At 31.3% G+C, this 24,745-nt stretch carries 20 protein-coding genes; 15 read left to right on the top strand and 5 right to left on the bottom strand.

Annotation, left to right across the window (positions count from 1 at the left end; genetic code table 11):
* The first annotated feature begins 82 nt into the window (after positions 1 to 82).
* Positions 83 to 4,861 (top strand): DUF8693 domain-containing protein, encoded by a 4,779-nt coding sequence (locus MPF19_RS02985; RefSeq protein WP_249986715.1) that lies wholly within the window; start codon positions 83 to 85, stop codon positions 4,859 to 4,861.
* Positions 4,862 to 5,100: 239 nt separating this feature from the next.
* Here MPF19_RS02985 and MPF19_RS02980 read toward each other — a convergent pair whose 3' ends face one another.
* Both MPF19_RS02980 and greA read right to left on the bottom strand, forming a co-directional pair.
* The gene (locus tag MPF19_RS02980) at positions 5,101 to 5,490 is read right to left on the bottom strand and encodes an HIT family protein (protein WP_249986714.1); all 390 of its coding nucleotides are present in this window, start codon (positions 5,488 to 5,490) and stop codon (positions 5,101 to 5,103) included.
* Between the two features lie 70 nt (positions 5,491 to 5,560).
* Positions 5,561 to 6,034, bottom strand: a complete 474-nt coding sequence (gene greA, locus MPF19_RS02975; protein WP_068449307.1) for a transcription elongation factor GreA — start codon at positions 6,032 to 6,034, stop codon at positions 5,561 to 5,563.
* A 195-nt stretch (positions 6,035 to 6,229) separates the two neighbouring features.
* Here greA and MPF19_RS02970 point away from each other — a divergent pair, with 195 nt between their 5' ends.
* From MPF19_RS02970 to MPF19_RS02955, 4 genes are read left to right on the top strand one after another with little or no spacing between them, the layout of a single operon-like run.
* Complete coding sequence (locus tag MPF19_RS02970; protein ID WP_249986713.1) at positions 6,230 to 6,643, top strand: Rieske (2Fe-2S) protein; 414 nt, start codon at positions 6,230 to 6,232, stop codon at positions 6,641 to 6,643.
* Between the two features lie 53 nt (positions 6,644 to 6,696).
* Positions 6,697 to 7,860: a 5-(carboxyamino)imidazole ribonucleotide synthase gene (locus MPF19_RS02965; protein ID WP_249986712.1), complete on the top strand. Its 1,164-nt coding sequence runs from the start codon at positions 6,697 to 6,699 to the stop codon at positions 7,858 to 7,860.
* Positions 7,861 to 7,914: 54 nt separating this feature from the next.
* Positions 7,915 to 8,394, top strand: a complete 480-nt coding sequence (purE, locus tag MPF19_RS02960; RefSeq protein WP_249986711.1) for a 5-(carboxyamino)imidazole ribonucleotide mutase — start codon at positions 7,915 to 7,917, stop codon at positions 8,392 to 8,394.
* Between the two features lie 58 nt (positions 8,395 to 8,452).
* Positions 8,453 to 10,471: a M3 family metallopeptidase gene (locus tag MPF19_RS02955; protein WP_249986710.1), complete on the top strand. Its 2,019-nt coding sequence runs from the start codon at positions 8,453 to 8,455 to the stop codon at positions 10,469 to 10,471.
* Positions 10,472 to 10,548: 77 nt separating this feature from the next.
* Here MPF19_RS02955 and MPF19_RS02950 read toward each other — a convergent pair whose 3' ends face one another.
* Both MPF19_RS02950 and MPF19_RS02945 read right to left on the bottom strand, forming a co-directional pair.
* Positions 10,549 to 11,787, bottom strand: coding sequence for a glycosyltransferase family 4 protein (locus MPF19_RS02950; RefSeq protein ID WP_249986709.1), 1,239 nt, complete (start codon positions 11,785 to 11,787; stop codon positions 10,549 to 10,551).
* Positions 11,788 to 12,261 (bottom strand): heme-binding domain-containing protein, encoded by a 474-nt coding sequence (locus MPF19_RS02945; RefSeq protein ID WP_203392565.1) that lies wholly within the window; start codon positions 12,259 to 12,261, stop codon positions 11,788 to 11,790.
* Between the two features lie 135 nt (positions 12,262 to 12,396).
* Here MPF19_RS02945 and lpdA point away from each other — a divergent pair, with 135 nt between their 5' ends.
* Positions 12,397 to 13,797 carry a dihydrolipoyl dehydrogenase gene (lpdA, locus tag MPF19_RS02940; protein WP_249986708.1) on the top strand — a complete coding sequence of 467 codons (1,401 nt, stop codon included), beginning with the start codon at positions 12,397 to 12,399 and terminating at the stop codon, positions 13,795 to 13,797.
* A gap of 313 nt (positions 13,798 to 14,110) precedes the next feature.
* Here lpdA and MPF19_RS02935 read toward each other — a convergent pair whose 3' ends face one another.
* On the bottom strand, positions 14,111 to 14,728 hold the full coding sequence (locus MPF19_RS02935) for a DUF4230 domain-containing protein (RefSeq protein ID WP_203392567.1): 618 nt from the start codon (positions 14,726 to 14,728) through the stop codon (positions 14,111 to 14,113).
* 145 nt (positions 14,729 to 14,873) lie between these two features.
* On the opposite strand from MPF19_RS02935, the gene MPF19_RS02930 reads away from it, so the two are divergent.
* From MPF19_RS02930 to MPF19_RS02890, 9 genes are all read left to right on the top strand, one after another.
* Positions 14,874 to 16,094: a hypothetical protein gene (locus MPF19_RS02930; protein WP_249986707.1), complete on the top strand. Its 1,221-nt coding sequence runs from the start codon at positions 14,874 to 14,876 to the stop codon at positions 16,092 to 16,094.
* A gap of 22 nt (positions 16,095 to 16,116) precedes the next feature.
* Entirely contained in the window at positions 16,117 to 17,418 is a 1,302-nt protein-coding gene (locus MPF19_RS02925) for an anthranilate synthase component I family protein (RefSeq protein WP_203392569.1), read from the top strand.
* Positions 17,419 to 17,607: 189 nt separating this feature from the next.
* Positions 17,608 to 17,844 carry a hypothetical protein gene (locus MPF19_RS02920; protein WP_203392570.1) on the top strand — a complete coding sequence of 79 codons (237 nt, stop codon included), beginning with the start codon at positions 17,608 to 17,610 and terminating at the stop codon, positions 17,842 to 17,844.
* 22 nt (positions 17,845 to 17,866) lie between these two features.
* Positions 17,867 to 19,180: a tRNA lysidine(34) synthetase TilS gene (tilS, locus tag MPF19_RS02915; RefSeq protein ID WP_203392571.1), complete on the top strand. Its 1,314-nt coding sequence runs from the start codon at positions 17,867 to 17,869 to the stop codon at positions 19,178 to 19,180.
* Positions 19,181 to 19,355: 175 nt separating this feature from the next.
* On the top strand, positions 19,356 to 21,935 hold the full coding sequence (locus MPF19_RS02910) for a phosphoenolpyruvate carboxylase (RefSeq protein ID WP_249986706.1): 2,580 nt from the start codon (positions 19,356 to 19,358) through the stop codon (positions 21,933 to 21,935).
* Positions 21,936 to 22,065: 130 nt separating this feature from the next.
* Positions 22,066 to 22,392, top strand: coding sequence for a hypothetical protein (locus tag MPF19_RS02905; protein WP_249986705.1), 327 nt, complete (start codon positions 22,066 to 22,068; stop codon positions 22,390 to 22,392).
* A complete protein-coding gene (locus tag MPF19_RS02900) occupies positions 22,382 to 22,684 on the top strand; it encodes a type II toxin-antitoxin system RelE/ParE family toxin (protein ID WP_203392574.1) in 303 nt (100 codons plus the stop codon). Before MPF19_RS02905 ends, MPF19_RS02900 begins: the two co-directional genes overlap by 11 nt.
* A 75-nt stretch (positions 22,685 to 22,759) precedes the next feature.
* Positions 22,760 to 23,143, top strand: coding sequence for a hypothetical protein (locus MPF19_RS02895; RefSeq protein ID WP_203392575.1), 384 nt, complete (start codon positions 22,760 to 22,762; stop codon positions 23,141 to 23,143).
* A gap of 30 nt (positions 23,144 to 23,173) precedes the next feature.
* On the top strand, positions 23,174 to 24,709 hold the full coding sequence (locus MPF19_RS02890; RefSeq protein ID WP_203392578.1) for a YifB family Mg chelatase-like AAA ATPase: 1,536 nt from the start codon (positions 23,174 to 23,176) through the stop codon (positions 24,707 to 24,709).
* Positions 24,710 to 24,745: the final 36 nt, after the last annotated feature.

Genomic DNA, 24,745 nt, shown 5'->3' with positions numbered 1-24,745 from the left:
AAGCACTTTTTATCTTTGTACAGTAATACACTGTAATACAACACCTTAAAAGTGTAGCGTAAAATTTAAAAAGACCTATCTAATGAAAAATAATTTACATAAAATATTCATCTTTATAATTTTATTAACCATAACACAAGTTGGTTATAGTCAATTAAGTGACTTACATATCCTTCCGCCATTAAAACAAGACGCTAATAATCAAGCTATTCAGCAACAAACCATCTATTTATCCACACCAGAAACTTCAAGTTTCAATGTAAAAATATATAGAGGTACAAGTACTACAGCAATTACTACATTATCACTATCAAAAGCAACTCCAAAAACCTACAACCCAGGTAATGGAGATAACAATATAACTTTAGTAACCAATGCTAATACAGGTATTGTATTATCTAACAGTGGTTTGCGTTTTGAATCTGAAAACGGAGAAAAATTTTATGTAAATTATAGAGGTAGATCTGGTTCACAAGCAGCTTCAATTACCTCTAAAGGTAGAGCTGCTTTAGGTCAGAAATTTAAATGGGGAGGCGCTCCTATTGAAGCAAATCATAAAACAATGAGTGCTACATTAGGTATTATGGCTACAGAAGACAATACCCAAATAAAAATAAGTGGTTATAATACAGCATGTAAATTTAGAGCTACAAATACGGTAGACGGAATTACTGATAATACTATTAATATTACACTAAACAAAGGACAATCTTATGTACTTGAAGCTGCAAAAGATGCTACTACAGCAAATATAGACGGATGGATTGGTGCCTCTATTGATGCTGACAAAGATATTGCCATTAGTAACGGAATGTTAAATTTTGGTGTAAACCCAAGTAGTGCAAGCAGAGATGCAGGTGCAGACCAACCTGTACCAGAAGACAAATTAGGAAAAGACTATGTTTTTGTGCGTGGTAACGGTGGTACAACTAATGAGTTTGTAATTATCATAGGAACCCAAGCAAACACAGAAATTTATGTAAATAATGAAACTACTCCTTTTGCTACGATAGGTATTGGAGAATATGCTGAAATACCATCTTCTAAATACTCTGGTACCACAAGCGGTAAAAATATGTTTGTGTCTTCAACCAAAGACGTATACGCTTACCAAGTACTTTCAGGTAGTTCATCTATTATTACAGTAAGTTTAAATTTTGTTGCTCCCGTAAACTGTTTATTGCCTGACGCAATGGATCATATTTCTAATATAGAAGATATTTCTGGAATTACGGCATCTGGAGGTTTATTTATCATAGCATCAACTACAACAGCTAACTCTAATATTATTGTTACTGATGATAATGGTGTAGCCAGCTTACCTGCAGAAGAAGCTGTTTCAGGTACATCAGACTGGAAAACATTTTATATTACGGGACTTACAGGAAATGTATCGGTAAATTCTACAGGCCCTATAGCAGTAGGTTTTTTAGGATTTAATGGAGCAAGAGGTATCGCTGGGTATTTTTCTGGCTTTGATACTGTACCTGCTACAGAATTAGCCATAACCGGTGGAGATGGTTGTTTACCAGGTAGTGCTATTGAAGTAGTTACTAAAAATTTTGAATCTTACCAATGGTTTGATAATGGGGTTTTAATGCCAGGAGAAACCAATGCAACTTACACCCCAACAACATCTGGAGATTATTATGTACGTGTTTCTAAAGGAGGTTGTACCTATGATTCTCAACCAATTTCCGCTTACTACTGTAACCCAGATATTGTGGTAAACAAAACCGCTGACAAAACAGAAGTACTTGAAGGTGAAAACATTACTTTTAAGATTACCGTAGAAAATAAATGGGTTAATCTAGCTACAAATATTAACATTTCAGACGTGATGCCTAATGGATTAACAATTGTTAGTGCAAGCCCAAGTAGTGGTTCTTGGACAACTTCTAATTGGACATTAGGAAATCTTACAAGTGGCCAAGTGGAAACAATTACAATTGTTGCAAAAGCAGACGATATGACTGGGATTAACTCAATTGCCGCTACAACAAATACAGCTACAAACACACAAGATCAAATAGACACCAATAGAACCACTGATTCTCCTTCTGTTTCTTTTAACATCTTAAGAGATTATGATGGAGATCTTATAGCAGATATATATGATATAGATGATGACAACGATGGCGTTTTAGATACAACTGAAGGAAATAATGACACCGATAATGATGGTATACCAAATCAATTAGATTTAGATTCTGATGGTGATGGTTGCCCAGATACTATTGAAGCTAGTGTGCCTGCAGTATTAGAAAGTGCAAACGTAATTAATACCACCACCACATACACGGCAGATGCTGTAATAAATATTACTAATAACCCTGTTGGAGATAATGGATTAGCTGCTAATTTAGAAGTTAATGATACCCCTACAACCTCTATAAACTATACTTCTAATTACAATACGTATGCATTAGATAAAAACACAAATGTCTGTGGGGTTGCTATGATTACACAAGTATATCAAACAGCCACAGAACGTTGGATAGAAATTACCAATAGTCATGCTGCAAATATCATTGCACCAAATGCAACAATTATTGCGCTCTTTAAAAACACTTCTGGAGATCAAACAGGTAATGCTCCCACTGCTTTTACCTCTAATACTAGTGTTATTAACCCAGGTGAATCTATATTAATATCTGCAGGAACTGTTTCTAATAAGCTTTCTACAACATCAGAAATTGTAAATACTAATGTTACCAATTTTGATGCTGCAAATGATATTATAGCTTTAACAAGAATATCTAATACGAATGCTTGGGCATCAAGAATTGATGTGATATCAGCTATAGAAGACAATACAAGCTATGTTCGTATTGATGAAGTTTCTGCACCAAATAAAACTGCAGACACCACAGAATGGGTTGCTTTTATTAACGATGACATTATTTCTTATTCAGATGAAGCAAATGATAATACTATAGAACGCCATGCACACGATCCTTTATTATCGGAAATAGCTACTGCAAATGACGAAGCCAATATAAAACCAGGTTTACATAGATTTCAATTCACAGACAGAACTACCGTATTAAGCAGTAGTGTTTGGACAAACGGATACCCAGATAGGTCTAGAAACGTAAAGGTTTCTGAAAATTATAATCATATAGGTAAGTTCAGTGCTAGAAAATTAGAAGTTAAAGAGAGTAGTATTTTTACAATTACAGACAACCTATTAGTAGTTACCAATGAAATAATTATTAAAGATACAAACGATGAAATACGCTTAATTAGTTCAGACAACACTAATAAGGCACAGTTAATTCAAACGCATAAAACAGCTTCTAAAGTTACTGGTAATGGTAAATTATTAGTAGACCAAAACTCTACAGTACCAAGTAAATACAGATACAATTACTTAAGTTCTCCGGTAAATACTATTGGAAGCACAACCTTTACTGTTAAAGACGTATTAAAAGACGGAACAATACCAACCTCTGCAACTTCTGCAATTACAGACATTAACTTTGTAGGTGGTTATGATGGTAATACTACAACTCCTATTTCTATAGCAGATCATTGGATATACACGTATGCAACAGGATCTAACGGAAGATCTGGTTGGACTCATAAATACAAAGGTGGTACCATTTCACAAACCGATGGGTTTACCTTTAAAGGACCTGGTGCTGTGCAAAATTATACTTTTGTTGGGACTCCTAAAGACGGTGAGTTAACAACATCTATTAGCGCAGGAGATTCTTATTTAGTAGGTAACCCTTACGCATCTGCTATAAGTGCTAAAAAGTTTATTCAAGATAATTTAGAAGTTACTAGCGGTAGTTTATATTTTTGGGAACATGTAGATGAAAAGGCTTCTAGCAATGGTTCTGAAGGACATAATTACGGAGGATACGTTGGCGGATATGCTGTAAGAAACTTATCTGGTGGAGTTGCCGCAAACAGTGTTGTTGTTAATAATAACAGTAATAATGGTACACCTACTTTAGGTAGTGGATCTTATACAGAGCCAAAATCTTTTATAGCAATCGGACAAGGGTTTTTTATAGAAGGAGACGATGTACTTTCTGGACCTATTGTTTTTAACAACAGCCAAAGAGAATACATACAAGAAGGAGACAATTCTCATTTCTTTAAAAGTGAAAACAAAAAATCAAAAGCTAAAACAAGCTTTACAAATACATTGCCAATTATTAAATTAGGAATGAGTTATACTGATGACAATAACGTCAGTTTACATAGACAATTAGCTATTTCATTTAAAAACAATAACTCTTTTGACTTTGATAAAGGATACGATACTGAAATTTATGATGTAGGAACTACAGATATCTATTGGAAATTTCCTAATACTGATGAAAAATATGTAATTACCGGTGTACAAAGTATCTCTAACGAATTAGAAATTCCTTTAGAGTTGGTAATATCTAATGACGGACAAGTAACAATTAGCTTAGATGAATGGAATGCGATTGACAGAAACGTTTATATTACAGATAAATTAACAAATACATCTTATTTACTTAATAATGATAGTATTATTTTAACCCTTACAAAAGGAACCTACACAGACCGCTTTGTCCTTGCTTTTTCTGAAGTTTCTAAAAAAGTAGTTTTAGGGATAGAAGATACTATTTTAGAAAATACAGTTTCTGTATACTTAGATAATAACGCTAAAGAAATAGTAATAAACAACAACAGTAATTTAGAATTAAAAAAGGTAACTTTATTTAATCTATTAGGTCAAAAAGTAGCTGAATGGAATACTATTGAAACTACTACAACAGAAAATAGATTAAAAGTAAACAACCTTACTAAAGCTATTTATATTGTAAATATTGCTACAGAAAACGGAAGAATTACTAAAAAAATACTAGTAGAATAATTTTACTTTAAGAAAATAAAAATCGACAAATACTTTTTAGTTGAATATTTAAAACCACGTTTTCACAACAGAAAACGTGGTTTTTAAATATTAAGAAATTGTTTAGAAAGTATAGAAATTAAAAAATCATAAGGATCTGAATTTATTTCAGATTGACAAAAAAACTCTTTAGAACACTTCCTTAATTTTTTTTACGCACAGCATAACCAAATAAACATCAAACTGACTAAAAAAAATTGTTATAAAAATTCTGATGAAATACTTGCCGCCAACGCAACAAACTCATCATTTGTTAATTTTACTTTTTGATTAAATTGCATGTCTGCCATTGCATTTGTTGGCACTAAATGTACGTGTACATGAGGCACTTCTAAACCAATAACACTCATACAAACTCTTTTACAAGAAACTGCTTTTTCTAAAGCTTCTGCAACTCGGTAAGAAAAATCCATCAAGCTTAAATAATCTTCTTTAGATAAATCAAACAACTTGTTTTCTTCTTTTTTAGGAACTACCAACGTATGCCCTTTTGCATTTGGGTTAATATCTAAAAAAGCAATATAATTATCGTCTTCTGCTACTTTGTAACAAGGAATTTCTCCTTCTATGATTTTTGTAAAAATGCTCATTTTTTAGCTTTTAGTTATTCGCTTTTGGCTATTTGCTAAAGGCTAATCACCAAAAGCCAAAAGCATTTTTTTATCTAGAAATATTTACAATTTCGAATTTCATAATACCATTTGGCACTTTAATTTCTGCAACATCGCCTACTTCTTTACCTAATAAACCTTTACCAATTGGTGAGTTTACAGACAACTTACCGTTTCTAACATCTGTTTCTGAATCTGCAACCAACGTGTAAGAAAACTCCATTTTATTAGCTACGTTTTTTATTTTTACGATAGAATGAATCAATACTTTAGAAGTATCTAATTGAGACTCATCTATAATTCTTGCACTAGAAATAACGTTTTTTAACTTGGCAATTTTAAATTCTAAGTGAGATTGCTCTTCTTTTGCTGCATGATATTCTGCATTTTCACTTAAATCTCCTTTATCTCTTGCATCTGCAATTTCTGTAGTTACTCTAGGGCGTTCAACTTGTTCTAGTTGCACCAATTCATCTTTCAATTTCTTTAATCCTTCTGCTGAATAATATGATATTTCACTCATTTTTTTTTATTTTAATTTGGAACTCAAATTTAATAAACTTCTTAAATTTATTAAAAACAAGTTGCTTTTACACTAAAAAAACCCAACACGGGTTTATATTAAAAAATCCCATTACCCTAACAGGAATGAGATTGAATAACAAATATACAAAATATTTGTAACTTGCTAGCGTTTTAAATAAAATGAAACTTTTGTATGATTAAAAAAACAATGTTTTTCTGCTGCTTTTTAGCGTTTTATAGCTGTGTAGAGGATAATCTTCCTTCCTACTGTTTAAGACCATTCGATATTAGTATTAGTAAATCTTTAGACAATCCAGATTTCAACAAAATACTAACTATTGGTAGTGTTGAAATCAATGGTGGATATAAGGGAATATTATTAATAAATAAAGGATTAGATAGATTTCTTGCGTTTGATAGAATGTGCCCAAATAATGATTGTGATTTACCTATGGATTTTGATGGTTTAGTTTTAAAATGCCCTTGTGATGAATCAAGATATAGTGTGGATTTAGGAGGAACTCCACAAACAGAAGGTATTGAATGCCCTGCAATAGAATACAAAGCTGAAAAAATTGGAAATTCAATTCGAATCAGTAATTATTAATAGGGTACTTTAGATAAGTTGCTTATTTTTGCCTAAACACAACAATTCTCAACGTGAAAAACTATTATTCTTCAGATTTTAAATTAGGCGTTCTTGGTGGCGGACAATTAGGTAGAATGCTTTTAGCAGAAACCCAAAAATTAGACATTCATACTTCTATTTTAGAAAGTAATAAAAATGCGCCTTGTGCAAAAATTTGCAACACTTTTGTAGTTGGAGATTTATTAGATTTTGATGCCGTTTACAACTTTGGTAAAACCGTAGATGTTTTAACTATTGAAATTGAAAACGTAAACTTAGATGCTTTAGATCAATTGGAAGATGAAGGTTTAACAATTTTTCCGAAACCAAAAGATTTACGCATTATACAAAGCAAAGCAAGACAGAAAAACTTTTATGTAGATCATCAAATTCCTACTGCAGCTTTTTCTCATTATGCCTATTTAGAAGAATTAAAACACGCTGTAGAAAACAATATCATCGACTATCCTTTTGTTTGGAAAGCAGCTCGTTTTGGATATGATGGCACTGGTGTTAAAATTGTTAGAAATATAGCTGATTTAGAATCTTTACCAAATGTTGAGTGTATTACTGAAAAACTGATTCCTTTTAAAAATGAATTGGCAGTGATTGTAGCGAGAAATATTACTGGAGAAGTAAAAACATACCCAGTTGTAGAAATGGAATTTCATCCAGAAGCAAACCAGGTTGAGTATGTTATTTGTCCGGCAAGAATAGACGATAGTATTGCAGAAAAAGCAAGAGCATTGGCTTTAAAGGTAGTAAGCGATTTAGATTTTGTTGGTTTATTGGCTGTAGAAATGTTTCAAACAGTAGATGATAAAATTTTGGTAAACGAAGTTGCCCCAAGACCACATAATTCTGGGCATTATTCTATTGAAGCGAGTTATACCAATCAGTTTGAGCAACATTTGCGTTCTGTTCTAAACCTTCCGTTAGGAAATACAGATAGTAAAGTTGCCGGAATTATGGTAAATTTAGTAGGTGAAGAGGGTTTTTCTGGTGATGTAATTTATGAAAACATAGAAGAAATTCTAAAAATTGACGGAGTTACTCCTCATATTTATGGGAAGAAAGAAACGCGTCCTTTTAGAAAAATGGGACATGTTACTATTGTAAATAAAGACATTGAAGTTGCTAGAAAAGTAGCGCAAGAAGTAAAAGAAACGATTAGAGTAATTAGTAAAAATAATTAACAGTAAACAATTATCAGTTATCAATGATAACTGATAATTGATAATTGAAAAAATATGGTAGGAATAATAATGGGAAGCGATTCTGATCTTCCAATAATGCAAGAAGCAATTGACATTTTAGAGAGTTTTGATATTAAAATAGAAGTAGATATTGTGTCTGCTCACAGAACTCCAGAAAAATTGGTTGACTATTCTAAAAACGCACACAAAAGAGGAATAAAAGTAATTATTGCAGGTGCCGGTGGCGCAGCGCATTTACCAGGAATGGTAGCTTCTATGAGTCCGTTACCTATAATTGGAGTTCCTGTAAAAAGTAGAAATTCTATTGATGGTTGGGATTCTGTTTTATCAATTTTACAAATGCCAGGTGGTGTACCGGTTGCAACAGTTGCTTTAGACGGTGCAAAAAACGCAGGTATTTTGGCGGCACAAATTATTGGCGCTTCAGACGAGCTTGTTTTAAATAAAATTATTGCTTACAAAGAAGAATTGAAACTGAAAGTTTATCAAGCTTCGGAGAGAGTAAAAAAATAGATTTTCGCTTTTTACAATTACACGTTTACACAAATAAACAATTACACATTTTTTTAAAATGAATCCACTTTTACAAGATTTTAATACGCCTCCTTTTTCTAAAATTTCTAATGAAGATTACAAACCTGCTATTAAAAAAGGAATTGAAATTGCCAAAGCAGAAATTGATGCAATTACAAATAATGTTGAAAAACCAACTTTTGAAAACACAACGGTTGCATTAGATTTTTCTGGTGAAAAACTGAATAAGATCACTAGTATTTTCTTTAACTTAAATTCTGCAGAAACCAATGATGAGATTCAGAAAATTGCACAAGAAGTTTCTCCTTGGCTAAGTGAATTTAGTAATGACATTACTTTAAATGAGGAGTTATTTAAAAGAGTAAAATCGGTTTTTGATGCTAAAAACAGTTTAGATTTAACTCCAGAACAAACCATGCTTTTAGACAAGCAATACAAAAGTTTTGCTAGAAATGGTGCTAATTTAAAGGAAGCAGATAAAACGAAACTTCGAGAAATTGATGCAAAACTTTCTAAATTATCTTTAAAGTTTGGAGAAAACGTATTAGCAGAAACGCAAGCTTTCGAAATGCATTTAACGGATGAAAAAGATGTAGCTGGTTTACCAGAAAGCGAAAAAGAATCTGCTAAAGAAGTAGCAAAATCTAGAGATAAAGAAGGGTATGTTTTCACTTTAGATTACCCAAGTTATATTCCTTTTTTAACATACGCGGACAATAGAGAATTGCGTAAAAAAATGGCAATTGCAGCTGGTAAAAAAGCTTTTCAAGACAATGAGTTTAATAATGAACAAGTTGTTTTAGACATAGTAAATCTTCGTCATAATAGAGCTAATTTATTAGGTTATAAAACACATGCTCATTTTGTTTTAGAGGAAAGAATGGCAGAAACGCCAGAAAAAGTAATTGAATTTTCTAACAACCTTTTAGAAAAAGCAAAACCTGCTGCCTTAAAAGAGTTTGAAAATTTAGAAAATTTCGCTAAGAAATTAGACGGAATAGACCAACTTCAAAAATGGGATGGTTCTTACTATTCAGAAAAACTGAAGAAAGAATTATTCGATTTAGATCAAGAAGCTTTAAAACCTTATTTTAAATTAGAAAATGTAATTGATGGTGTTTTTGAAATTGCCAATCGTTTATATGATTTAAAATTTGAAGAAATAAATAACATCGACAAATACCACGAAGATGTTAAAACGTATAAGGTAACCGACACAAACGGAAACTTTGTATCGCATTTTTATGCTGATTTTCATCCTAGAAAAGGAAAAAGAAATGGTGCGTGGATGACAAGTTACAAATCGCAACAAATTAAAAACGGAATTAACGAAAGACCACAGGTTTCTATTGTTTGCAACTTTACCAAACCAACCGCAACCAAACCGTCTTTATTAACGTTTAACGAGGTTACCACCTTATTTCATGAATTCGGACATGCATTACACGGAATGTTAGCAAACACGACTTACAACAGCTTATCTGGAACTTCTGTTTCGTGGGATTTTGTAGAATTACCAAGTCAGGTTTTAGAAAACTGGTGTTTCGAAAAAGAGGCTTTAGAATTGTTTGCAAAGCATTACGAAACAGGCGAAGTTATTCCGATGAAATATGTAGAGAAAATTAAAGAATCTGCAAGTTTCCATGAGGGAATGCAAACTTTACGTCAGCTTAGTTTTGGCTTACTAGACATGCAATGGCATGGTGGCGAGTCGCCACAGACAATTACTTCTATTAAAGAATTTGAAAATGCAGCTTTTGAAAACACAAAATTATATCCTGATGTTGCAGAAAACTGCATGAGTACCGCATTTTCTCATATTTTTCAAGGTGGATATTCTGCCGGATATTACTCTTACAAATGGGCAGAAGTTTTAGATGCAGATGCATTTGAGTATTTCTTAGAAGAAGGAATTTTTAATAAAGAAGTTGCTACAAAATTTAAAGACAACGTACTTTCTAAAGGTGGCACAGAAAAACCAATGGAATTGTACAAACGTTTTAGAGGAAAAGAACCAAAACCAGATGCACTTTTAAGAAGAGCGGGGTTGATTTAGGGTTTAGTAAGCAGTCTTCAGTTTGCAGTAACCAGTCAGTTGATTACTGAAAACTGAGACTGCCAACTGAAGACTGCTTACTTATTTTTAGCCTCTATCCATTTACTCATGTATTTTGTAGCTTGTAAAGTTTGATGTTGCAACAAGCTCCCTAAAAAATTCTGAGTTCTGTGCTGTTCTAAATTATATTGAATTTCTTTTATTTGATTGATAAAAGGCACTCCAAGTTTCTCTTTATCATAAATTTGGTTGATGATTTCTACACCGTTTTTTTGATATTCAATCAAAAGTTTTTCATCAGTATATAATTTGATAGCTTTGTTTGAAAACGCTGTAAAATCATTTTCAACAAAACCATTCCAAGGAAATCTATAGCACATTCCCTCTGCTCCAATTTCTGTTGTAACACTTGGTGTTCCGCAAATCATTGCTTCTGTTAGTTTTCCTTTTATTCCTGCACCAAAACGTAAAGGTGCTAAAACTACCCTCGCATTTCCAACAACTTCTTTAGCGTCTTCCGCAAAACCTTTAATAATAAAACCTTCCTTTTTATTATGTAATTGGTTTATTTGCTGACTTGCATACGCGCCATAAATATGCACTTCTGCTTTTGGAAGTTGCTTTCTAATTTCACTCCAAACTTCAGTTTTCAAAGTTAAAACAGCATCTACATTTGGTTTGTGAAAGAAATTACCAATAAATATAAAATGTTCTCTTTCTTCAAAAGGCTTCCATTCTTTAGTTTGATTTTCATCAATCTTATCTAATAAAAAAGGTAAATAATACAAAATTTTTTCATCAACCTTAAAAGTAGATTTCAATAAATCCATTTCATAGGTAGAGATAATCAAACTCATGTCGCAACGTAAAATAGAGGAAATTTCTCTTTTTGCATCATCAGATTTTAATAATGCTTCTGTTGTAAACTCTTCTCCTTTTTTTAATTGTTGATGACGTGTTTTACGTAAAAAATGTAAATCTTCTGTATCTAAAATCCGAATTGCATTAGGACAATTTTCCGCAACGCGCCAACCAAATTGCTCTTCCATCATAAAACGATCGAATAGTACAATTGTTGGTTGTAACTCTTTTATAAAATCGTTAAACGAGGCATTATTTAATTCAATAGCAACTTCATCAATTCCTAAAGAATTTAAACTTGTAGCTTTCTCACTTTTTTGAGATGGAGAAGAAAAGGTTATTTTAAACCCTTGTTGTAAAAACTGTTCAATCAACTGTAACATTCTACTTCCGGCAGCAGAAGAATTGGGCTCTACCCAAACGTAACCTATAATTAAAACCTGCTGTGTATTCAATTATTTAGTATTCAATTGTTGTTGATAATCTACTTGTACTTTTTTACCCCAAGAAACAACTGCATCTATTTGCGCTTCTGTTAAATTCGCGTCTCCATGCGTCCATGTATAAGAATCTAACGGCATCTTTTTCTCGGCAACTTCTTCATGAAGTTCCTCCATTTTATGTTCTTTCTTTTTTAATGAATAAGTACTCCAAGTAGAAAAATTAAAATGCTTTTTACCGTCTTTTACATGATCTGCTAACCAAAAATTTACGGGTGTAATATTATTATACCAAGGATAATTGGTTTTACTAGAATGGCAGTCATAACAAGTAGTTTCTAAAATCTTTCTTACATCTGCTGGCGGCTTTGTTTCTGCTATAAACATTTCTACAGAATCTAAATTTCCTTCATTTTTTTCAGGACCAAAAAATTGTGCAACTACTAATATTAATACGATAACAATCCCTATTTTTTTGAGAATTTTCATTGGGTAAATTTTAAGGTTTTTAAGAGTGTAAAACTACTGAATTCCCTCTTTATTTTGTGAAAATATCCGTATTTTTGTCAACTATCATTAAAAAATAAACCGAAAGGTTACATTATACGCAAAACAAACGCAATCATGAAATACGATATTATTGTAATTGGATCTGGTCCTGGAGGATACATTTCTGCAGTTAGAGCTTCTCAATTAGGTAAAAAAGTAGCAATTATAGAAAAATATTCAACTTTAGGAGGAACCTGTTTAAACGTTGGTTGCATTCCATCTAAAGCATTGTTAGATTCTTCGCATCATTATTATGATGCTGTTAACCATTTTGAAGAACATGGAATTTCTGTGGAAAATCCTACGTTTGATTTCAGTAAAATGGTAACAAGAAAAGAAAAAGTTGTAGAAACCACTACAGGCGGAATTAAATATTTAATGGACAAAAACAAAGTTGATGTTTTTGAAGGATTAGGTTCTTTTGAAGATGCTACTCATGTAAAAGTTACAAAAAAAGATGGTTCTTCAGAAATAATTGAAGGAACAAATATTATTATCGCAACAGGTTCTAAACCGTCTACTTTACCGTTTATTTCTTTAGATAAAGAACGTGTAATTACATCTACCGAAGCTTTAAAATTAACTGAAGTACCAAAACATTTAATTGTAATTGGTGGTGGTGTTATTGGTTTAGAGTTAGGTACCGTTTACAAACGTTTAGGAGCAAATGTAACTGTGGTAGAATACGCACCAAAAATTACGCCAACTATGGATGCTGATGTTTCTAAAGAACTTACTAAAGTTTTAAAGAAACAAGGTATTAAGTTTGCTGTAAGTCATGGTGTTACTTCTGTAGAAAGAAAAGGTGATGAAATTACAGTGAAAGCAACCAATAAAAAAGGTGATGAAGTAGAATTTAAAGGTGATTATTGTTTAGTTGCTGTAGGTAGAAAAGCATATACAGAAGGCTTAGGATTAGAAAAAATTGGTGTAGAAGTTAACGAACGCGGACAAGTTTCTACAAACGATCATTTACAAACCAATGTTTCTAATATTTACGCAATTGGAGATGTAGTTAAAGGTGCAATGTTAGCGCATAAAGCGGAAGAAGAAGGTGTTGTAGTAGCAGAATATTTAGCTGGCGAAAAACCACATATCGATTATAATTTAATTCCTGGTATTGTGTACACATGGCCAGAAGTTGCTGCTGTTGGTAAAACAGAGGACGAATTAAAAGCTGCAAAAGTAGATTACAAAGTTGGTAAATTTTCTATGAGAGCTTTAGGTAGATCTCGCGCAAGTGGAGATTTAGATGGTTTTGTAAAAGTATTAGCAGATAAAAATACAGATGAAATTTTAGGAGTTCACATGGTTGGTGCACGTGTTGCAGATTTAATTATGGAAGCTGCAGTTGCAATGGAATACAGATCATCGGCAGAAGACTTGGCAAGAATTTGTCATGGTCACCCAACGTACTCAGAAGCAGTAAAAGAAGCTGCAAAAGCTGCTTGGGACGGAAAGCCTTTAAATGCTTAAAAAGATTAGATTTTATTATCATCTTTAATAAAACTATTCACTAAATAAACCCATACAAAATGTCACTTCGACGATAGGAGAAGTCCCATAATATTTAGTGTCTGGTTAAAAATACTGCAAAAAGAAAACTACTCTTTTTGCAGTATTTTTTTTTCTGACTAAACACTATTTTGAGAATTATAATTGAGCAACATTATGTGATTTATACCTTTGGTCGAAAAGACAAAACTGGGCGACACCTCGTTTCAACCTCTATTCTATGCTCAAGATAAATTATAGTAGAAGTCCATAATACTATAAAAACAGAATAGTGCTATTTTTTTAAAGGTGCTATTTTTTTAATTTCTTCATTCGTTTCTAAAGCAGTATAATCTAGTTTCCAACCAATAGTTTCTACTAAATTCTCCATTAATAAAATAGCTTCTAAAGCTTCTTTGTTAGCCAATTGAATTAAGTTACTTTCTGGTATTTTACTAAGCACATGCTCTTTTGCCTCTTTATTTAAAGTAGTAAAATCTTCTGAATCAAATTTATTTAAATAGCCATTTTTTATATCGTAAAACTTAATATCACATTCAATAGAAACCACTTCTGGTTGTGGAAAATCTGATAAAATGATTTCCTTTTTTTTAGTATCCGCTTCCAATTTAATTTTTCTAAAATCGAACCCTATGTGTGCTTTTGCTTGTATTAAAACAATCGCTTTTTTCTTACTGCTAAATCCCCAAAAGTTTTCTTTGGTGTTTTCATGATGATAAATCTCAGAAAAATCACCTTCTACCGTAATCAATTTAGATACTTTTTTAATTTTATCTAACAGAATAACAGATTGTTTTTCTACTAAGTTTTTTTTCTTTGATAAAGAAAACCGTTGTGATATTAAATAGGAAATTCCTAATCCAATAATCAACCCTAAAATAATTAACTCCATACTGTAAATATACTATTGTTTTCTTAATTTTTAACGAGTTTTAATACTGTTAACAGCAAAATTGAAGCCAAAAAATGTTTATCTCATATAATCTGTTAATGTTAAAGAAGTTTTTTTTTAAATAACTTTAATGTATTTTTATCCTATGAAAAAAAACAATTTCCTATTCTTTTTTCTAATTATTCATGGAATTTATTTCTCACAAATAAAAGATACAATTCCTCTTAAAAACGGAATAGATAAACCTAGCTTATTGCCTATTCATCATTTTGGAATGTTTTCTGCGAGAATAAATCAGAATTTTAAAATTCGACCGCCCAAAAAATCTACTTTAAATATTTCTTATGCTAGTGCAAACACGTTTCATCCTTTTGTAGAAATGTATCTTCCAAAAGACGAAGGTATTAGACAAGAAATGAGCCAAAAAACATGGTTTGACAGACATTATTATAAAAACCAACAGACAACACCTTCAGATTATGAAAACATTATTATAGATGCCGTTTTTAAAAATTTTAGAGTTGATTATAATACCAAAATTAGTAAAAATCATGAATTAGGAATTACACTTCGCTCCTATTTAGTTAGTAAAGGAAAATATCCTTTTTCTGTCTTTGCAAGTGATGAAACTATAGAATGGTTTCATAGTAATATAGCCGGTGGAGAAGATCCTTTTGGACGAAAATATTATGGACTCAATAAAGTAAATGTTAAATATAAAGATAGAAATGGCAACGTTTTAGAATTAAAAGACGGACAATTTATTTTTGCCGGAATTGAATTTAACCATTTTTACTATCCAGATTTCATCAACCTAAAGAAAAAAAATATTCATGTAAATTTTGGGTCTCATTTAGGAGTTAATACATCAAAACACAACCCTTCTATAGATATTGGTGTTTCTGGAAATATCTTAAAAAAATGGAAATTAAACGAAGAATCAGAAATTAGAACTGCCTTTGGAACCAGTGTTCTAAGAAAAAATACTATCAATTTTAAAGAGAATTTAGTACGTTTTGGTAATAACAAATATCTAGGGAGCCTAGAAGCTATGTTTGAGTTTACCAAATACACAAGGCAGAGAAACTATCATTCTGTATCCGTAAATTATCAAATTCAGTCTCGATTTAGTAAAAAAGAAGAAGCAAATTATTATCAATTGGTTGGTCTTTGGCAAGAAATTCATGCTGGTTGGCAAAATGGTTTCGAGCAATTATACGAATACCAATCTGCATGGAGTTGGTTGTACACTTATGGCAGAAAAAATTATAGTTTTACATTATATATTAAAGAAGACTTGTATTTAAACAACTCGCCAGATATTCAAACAGGAATCAGTTTAAAAATTCCGCTTTCTAACAAATAAGATTTGTATTTTTGACGCAAATATGCAAAGAACAATTCGCACTTTCTCTATTGATAATATCATTGAATTCAAAAACAATTTATTGTCTTGGGCACAACAATTTGAAACCATTATTTGGTTAGATTCTAATAACTATCATCAAAAATATGCTAGTTTCGATGGTGCTTTGGCAGCAGATGATTTTACCTCTATAAAAACAGATTATTACAATGCTTTTGAGAAGCTAAAAGAATACCAAACCATTACCAAAGATTATATTTTTGGCTATATTACGTACGACGTTAAAAATGATGTAGAACAACTTTCCTCTATCAATTTTGACGGTTTAGATTTTGCAGATTTATACTTCTTTCAACCTAAAAAACTTGTTTTTATTAAAGGAAATTCTGCCGAGTTTCATTATTTAAGAATGGTGGATGATGAGATTGAAGATGATTTTAAAGAGATTCTTAAATCTAAAAATCCAACAATCCAACCAACGAAAAGTAACATCAAAATAAAACTAAGAATTCATAAAGATGAATATCATGCTAAAGTAACTAAAGTTTTAGAACATATTCATAGAGGCGATATTTACGAAGCCAATTTTTGCCAAGAATTTTATGCAGAAAACGCTACCATAAATCCGGTTGAAGTTTACAAACACCTCAACCAAATTTCCGAACCACCTTTTGCTTCTTTTTTAAAATTAGATGATAAATACGCCTTATGTGCATCTCCAGAAAGATATCTTAAAAAAGAAGGTACTAAAATAATTTCTCAACCTATAAAAGGAACTGCAAAAAGATTGGTTAGCGAATTTGATGATGCTCAATTAGCTTTAGACTTAACGAGAGATGAAAAAGAACGGGCAGAAAATGTAATGATTGTAGACTTGGTTAGAAACGACCTCTCTAAGACAGCAAAAATAGGCAGTGTAAAAGTAGAAGAATTATGCAAAGTGTACTCTTTTAAACAAGTGCATCAATTAATTTCTACCGTAGTTTCTGAAGTTGAAAAAAACACGCACCCAATAGATGTGCTTCAAAGCACTTTTCCGATGGGTAGTATGACGGGAGCTCCAAAAGTTTCTGCCATGAACATTATTGAAGATTTAGAAGAAACCAAACGCGGTTTATACTCCGGAACTATCGGTTACTTTACCCCAGAAAACAATTTTGACTTTAATGTAATTATAAGAAGCATCTTATATAATGAAGCAGAAAAATACATCTCCTACTCTGTTGGAGGTGCTATTACAGCAAAATCTGTTGTAGAAAAAGAATATGAAGAATGTTTACTAAAAGCAAAAGCAATGAAATATGTTTTAATGAATTCTAAGTAAAATTATTATTAGAAGCTATTTCCTGCTTTCACTACTCGCTTTTTTTGCCCTAAAAAGCAAAAAAGAGCTCAAACATATCGTTCAATCAGGGCTAAACTAGTTTGCCAACTATTTTTATATTTTAAATATAAAGGCAATATATTTTACCTTTACGGCAAAGGCAAGAATCTATTTTTTATCTTTGTTAATATGATCATAAATCAAGAAGAACTTTTCACAAAAACCTTAGAAGGATTAGATGAAAAACCAACAGAACAAAATATGTTTAACATGTTTTTAAAGTTGTACCCCGCAGAATGGAAAGCACTAAAAGTTACCTTTTCTAAATTTAACCGAAGCAAACAATTTGGTAAAACTATTCCGTTGCCAAAACCAGAAGTTGCTCTTCGAAAAGAAATTCGTGGTTGGTTAAAAAAGCAAAATTAACGCACATATTTCTAAAAGAAAAATGCAACAAAAACTCTCTGATCACCTCAACAAAAACCTTCCTTTTTTAAAGGATAAAAAACTATTAATCGCCATTTCTGGCGGAATAGATTCTGTGGTTTTAGCACATCTTTTATCCGCATTAAATTTTAATATTTCTTTAGCGCATTGTAACTTTAACCTTAGAGGAAAAGAAAGTGATTTAGATGAAGAATTTGTAAGAGAATTAGGAAAAAAACAAAACATTAATACTTTTGTAACCCATTTTAAAACTGAAGAATTTGCTAAAGAAAACAAACAATCTACACAAATTGCAGCCAGAAACTTACGCTATGATTGGTTTAATGAACTGATTAAAAAACACCAATTCGATTATATTTTAACAGCACATCATGCAGATGATAATTTAGAAACTTTTCTAATTAATTTAACGCGTGGCGCTGGTTTAGATGGTTTAACTGGTATTCCGGAAATTAACGGAAATATTGTACGTCCGCTTTTAAAATTTTCTAGAAATGATATTTTAACGTTTGTAAAAGAAAACAATATTTCTTGGCGAGAAGATAAAAGTAATGCCTCTACAAAATACATCAGAAATAAAATTAGACATCAGATTCTTCCTGTTTTAAAAGAAATTAACCCAAGTTTGTTAGAAACCTTTGCTAAAACATCCGAACATTTAAAAGAAAGTCAGCAAATAATTGAAGATAAAATTGGTGAAATTTCTAACGAAATCACAACAACAGAAAATAACATTTTAAAGATTGATGTTTCTAAAGTTGAAAAATTATCGAACCCGAAGGCTTATTTATATCAGCTTTTAAAAGACTATAATTTTACAGAATGGGACGATGTTTCTAATTTACTTTCTGCACAATCTGGAAAACAAATTCACTCTAAAACACATACATTATTAAAAGATAGAGGTTTTTTATTACTTGCTAAAAAAGATTTCTCGACTGCGCCAGAAATGACTACTGAAATAAACGAAAATACAACCTTAATTACCCAACCAATTCATTTAAAATTAGAAACCGTAGAAGAAAAATCAACAGAAAATAAACAAACCATTTATGTTGATAAACAACGTTTACAATTCCCTTTAAAACTTAGGAAATGGCAAGACGGAGATTTCTTCTATCCTGCTGGAATGACTGGAAAAAAGAAATTAAGCAAATATTTTAAAGATGAAAAATTTTCACTTTTACAAAAACAAAACACTTGGTTACTTTGTAATAATGACAATGCCATTATTTGGGTTGTAGGACATCGAAAAGATAAACGTTTTATAGTAAACCAACAAACCACAACACATTTTAAAATATCTGTTTTTTAATATTTAATTGATCAAAATAAAAACAAAAACACCAAAGAGAAACAGAAAATAAACAATTCACTAAAAAATGATATAATTTATATCGTTTTCGCAAATAAACACTTGATTATTCGTTAAAAAGTAGGTTTAATCATTTCCCTTTTTCGTAATTTTAATCCCGTAAAATCATAAGAACATGAACAATTTACCTAAGCTAGATAGATTTAATGAAAACGTACTGTCTAAATATCAGATTTACAACAGTATTTTCACAACGCTACCTTTTGACACCATAGACGATACGGGGGTTTTATTACCTCTTTTACATAAAGTATGTAGTAAAGGTTTTAAGTTAGGAAAAAACCCTACAGAAATTGTAGAGCACTTTTTTAGTAAATACCAAGAAGAACCTACAGAAAAAGAAAAATCGGATTTACTGTTCCGTTTTATTCAATTTATAGAACGGCAAGTCGTTTTATTTGATGCCGTAGAAGACGCTGCCTACCCTATTGTAAATAATATGGATGGTTTTGGAACACTGAGAAACTCTAAAGAACTTGCGTTATTAAGTAACAAAAAAGACGAATTAAAAGCACATTTAGAAGACTTTAAAGTCCGTATTGTATTAACAGCGCATCCAACACAGTTTTACCCTGGATCTGTTTTAGGTATTATTACAGATTTAGACAAAGCAATACAAAATGACGACTTATTACTAATTAGAAAATTATTAGCACAATTAGGAAAAACGCCTTTCTATAAAAAAGAAAAGCCATCTCCTTTTGATGAAGCTGTAAGTTTAATTTGGTATTTAGAGCACGTATTTTATCATTCTGTACCTAAAATTTACAATTACGTTCAGCAACATATTTATGATGGTGAACCCATAGAAAATGAAATTATAGAGCTTGGTTTCTGGCCAGGTGGAGATAGAGATGGTAACCCATTTGTAACGACTAAAATTACGTTAGATGTTGCAGAAAGATTGCGTCAAACAATTTTAAGAAACTATTATAGAGACATTAGACGTTTAAAAAGACGTTATACTTTTGATGGGGTTCAAGAAATTTTTGCCAGATTAGAAAAAAGACTTTACAAGCATGTTGTTAGAAGCTATACCAAAGTTAATTTTTCTCAAAAAATCTTGTTAGAAGAATTATATACAGCAAGAGAAATTATTGTTAACGAACATCAATCTTTATTTGTAGAAGAATTAAATGATGTTATCAATAAAGTTAGAATCTTTGGTTTTCACTTTGCAACTTTAGATATTAGACAAGATAGTAGAGTACATCACCATGCGTTTACGCAAATAGTAGAAGACTTACTTAAATCTGGAGATACTACTTTCCCTGAAAACTATTTAAGACTTTCTGATGCAGAACAAGTAGAAGTTTTATCTGTTGTAAAAGGAAGTATTGACCCAAGTATTTTAACCGATGAAACTTCTGTTAAAACCATAGAATCTATTTATGCGCTAAAAGAAATTCAGCAAAGAAATGGTGAGCGTGGAGCAAACCGTTACATTATTAGTAACAACCAAAGTGCTTTACACGTAATGCAAACTTTTGCAATGCTAAACTTATGTGGTTTCGAAAACGAATTACCAGTAGATGTTATTCCGCTTTTTGAAACTGTAGATGATTTAGAGAATTCAGAAGAAGTAATGAGAACCTTATACTCTAATAAAGTATATAGACATCATGTTGCCAAAAGAAAAAACAAACAAACTATTATGTTAGGTTTTTCTGATGGAACAAAAGATGGTGGTTACTTAATGGCAAACTGGGGTATTTTTAAAGCGAAAGAAGCTTTAACAAGAATCTCTAGAGAATTTGATATTGAAGTAATTTTCTTTGACGGACGTGGTGGACCACCTGCTCGTGGAGGAGGAAAAACACACCAATTTTATGCTTCTTTAGGCCCAACAATAGAGGATAAAGAAATACAGTTAACCATACAAGGACAAACGATTAGTTCTAACTTTGGTACGCTAAACTCATCTCAATATAACTTAGAACAATTGATAAGTTCTGGTATTAAAAATGATGTATTTACCAAAGATCAATTAAATGATAGCCATAGAGAATTAATAAATGATATGGCTACAACAAGTTACCAAACTTATGTAGACTTTAAAAATCATGATAAATTCTTACCGTATTTAGAAAAAATGAGTACGTTAAAATACTACGCAAAAACCAATATTGGAAGTAGACCAAGTAAACGTGGTGGATCTGACAAACTTGACTTTTCTGCATTAAGAGCCATTCCTTTTGTAGGTAGCTGGAGTCAGTTAAAACAAAACGTACCAGGTTTCTTTGGTGTGGGTACTGCACTTAAAAAATATGAAGATGCTGGTAGATTTGAAGAAGTTAAAGAATTTTACCATGCTTCAGACTTCTTTAGAACTCTATTAGAAAATAGTATGATGAGTTTAACCAAATCTTTCTTTGGCTTAACTTCGTACATGGCAGATGATGAGGAATTTGGTGAATTTTGGAAAGTAATTTTTACAGAATACGAAACTACTAAAAGACTACTTTTAAAACTTACAGGAGAATCTGAATTAATGGAAAATTTCCCGGTAGGAAAAGCATCTATAGAAGTAAGAGAACAAATTGTATTGCCTTTATTAACAATACAGCAATTTGCTTTAAAGAAAATTCAAGAACTTCAAAAAACTGATGGTAGCGCAGCAGAAATTGAAGTGTATGAAAAAATGGTAATGCGTTCATTATTTGGTAATATTAATGCAAGTAGAAACTCTGCTTAAAATAGTATCAAAAATTAATTTATATTTAAAATGCACTCAACTTATGAGTGCATTTTTTTTGTGTTATTAATTTAGTATTTCAAAAAATAAAACAAATTTTATATATTTGTAAAGCAAATACTTTATAAATATGAACACTTTAGAGATAATCTACAATTATGATACTGTAATAAATAAATTAATAGAAGATATTAAAAAGAGTGATTTTAAAACAGCCTACTTTTTAAAACTGTTAAATTTAAAAGACAGTTTTTTCTATAAAAAAATGCGTGAAAAACGTTTTACAAATGAAGAAGTTAAACTCATTTCTAAACACTTATATCCAGAAGAATACCAAGCTTATAAAGATGTTTTAATTGGTGAATTGTTAGAAAAATCGAAAGCTCAATTAAAAGCAGGTTTAGGTGTAGATTTTGAAACTGTTTTAACCAATTCTAAGCATAAATATGGTGTATAATATTGTTGCATCACCTTTAGCGAATAGTACTTATTTACAAAATATAGAGTTTTTAGAAACCTATTGGTCAGAAAAAGAAGTTGTTAGTTTTATTACTAAAGTTTCAGATATAGTTACCATTTTAAAAGCGAGTCCTCAAACCTTTAAAAAATGGGAAAAGAACATCAATATTCATCAAATAGAAATTGTAAAACAGATTACATTATACTATCAAATAACAGATAATAGTGTTGAGTTTTTGCTATTTTTTAATAACCTACAAGACCCAAACGAATTAACCGAGTTCTTGTAAAATTCTTTTTTTTTAAAGATTCTTTTTTTTAATGCTGAAATAAAATCGTATTTTTATAAAGTAAAATTTCGTACCATGAAAAAATACACTTTCTTACTTTTAACTTTATTTGTTGGTAGTTTTTGTTTTTCACAACAACAAACTACCAACAATAATTTTATTCCTGTTAGTATTTACACCTCTTCTTTTCAGCTTACAGCTGATGACACTCCTTCTTATTCTTCCATTAACAAGGAGTTAAATTTTAAAAAAAAGTATAAATTTTCTACAGTTTCTTTTGAAGAAATTGACGATAATCAATTTGTAATTTCCACTGAAAATCTTTCTACAAAAGCAACTAAATTTATCTATGACGATTATAAAAGTTATAGAGATGAAAACTTGTTAAAAGGATTTTTACAAAAACACGACCCAACCCGATGGGATCCTATCAACTTTAAACCACAGAAGCTTAATTAATTTTCTTTATCTTTAGAAAAAAGAAAAAGAATGCTTGTTAAAGTTTATGGCTCTGCCGTTTTTGGTATTGAGGCCACCACAATTACCGTAGAAGTAAATATAGATAAAGGAATTGGCTATCATTTGGTAGGTTTGCCCGATAATGCTGTTCGTGAAAGTTCGTATCGAATTTCTGCTGCACTGAATAACAATAATTACAAACTTCCCGGAAAGAAAATTATTATTAACATGGCTCCAGCCGATATTCGGAAAGAAGGTGCTTCTTATGATTTAACTTTAGCCGTTGGAATTTTAGCAGCATCAGCGCAAATAAAATCAGATCATATTGATGAATACATTATTATGGGCGAACTTTCTTTAGACGGAAGTTTACAGCCCATAAGAGGTGCCTTACCAATTGCCATAAAAGCAAGAGAAGAAGGTTACAAATATTTAATTCTTCCGAAGGAAAATGCCAAAGAAGCTGCTATTGTAGATGATTTAGAAGTGTTGGGGGTAGAAAATATCTTAGAAGTAATCAATCATTTTAATGATGATAAAAAAATTGAACCCACTATTGTTGATACAAGAGCTGAGTTTTATAAAAATATAGATTTCCCTGAATTTGATTTTTCTGATGTAAAAGGACAAGAATCTATTAAACGTTGTATGGAAATTGCCGCTGCAGGCGGACATAATATTATTTTAATTGGACCTCCAGGATCTGGAAAAACTATGTTAGCAAAAAGATTGCCGTCCATTTTACCACCAATGACTTTACATGAAGCGCTGGAGACTACAAAAATTCATTCTGTGGTTGGCAAAATAAAAAAAGAAGGTTTGCTGTACCAACGTCCTTTTAGAAGCCCACATCATACGATTTCTAATGTCGCCTTGGTCGGCGGCGGTCAATACCCAAGACCTGGAGAAATTTCTTTGTCTCACAACGGCGTTTTATTTTTAGATGAATTACCAGAATTTAAGAGAGATGTTTTAGAAGTAATGCGTCAACCTTTAGAAGACAGAGAAGTTACTATTTCTCGTGCAAAATTTACAGTTACCTACCCAAGTAGTTTTATGTTGGTGGCAAGTATGAACCCGAGTCCGAGTGGTTTTTTTAACGACCCAAATAGCCCAATGACTTCCTCTCCACAAGAAATGCAACGTTATTTAAGTAAAATTTCCGGACCATTATTAGATAGAATAGACATTCATATAGAAGTTACTCCTGTTCCGTTTGCAAAACTATCAGAAGAACGAAAAGGAGAATCATCCGTAGAAATTAGAAAACGAGTAACCGCATCTAGAGAGTTACAATCTGAGCGTTTTAAAGATTTTGAAAACGTACATTATAATGCACAAATGAGTGTAAAACAGATTCGTGAATTTTGTAAGTTATCACCAGAAAGTTTAACGTTATTAAAAACGGCTATGGAAAAACTAAACCTTTCTGCTCGTGCTTATGACAGAATTTTAAAAGTTTCTAGAACAATTGCCGATTTAGCTGCCACTAAAGATATTTCTCCAGATCATATTGCTGAAGCCATACAATATAGAAGTTTAGATAGAGATGGTTGGTTGGGCTAGAAATTGACTTTTTAAAACGCAAAGACTCAAAGAAAA

This window comes from Polaribacter sp. Z014 (assembly GCF_023555435.1).
Taxonomy (GTDB): domain Bacteria; phylum Bacteroidota; class Bacteroidia; order Flavobacteriales; family Flavobacteriaceae; genus Polaribacter.
The sequence above is the reverse complement of the archived record's forward strand: the minus strand, read 5'-3'. Positions and strand labels throughout refer to the sequence as shown.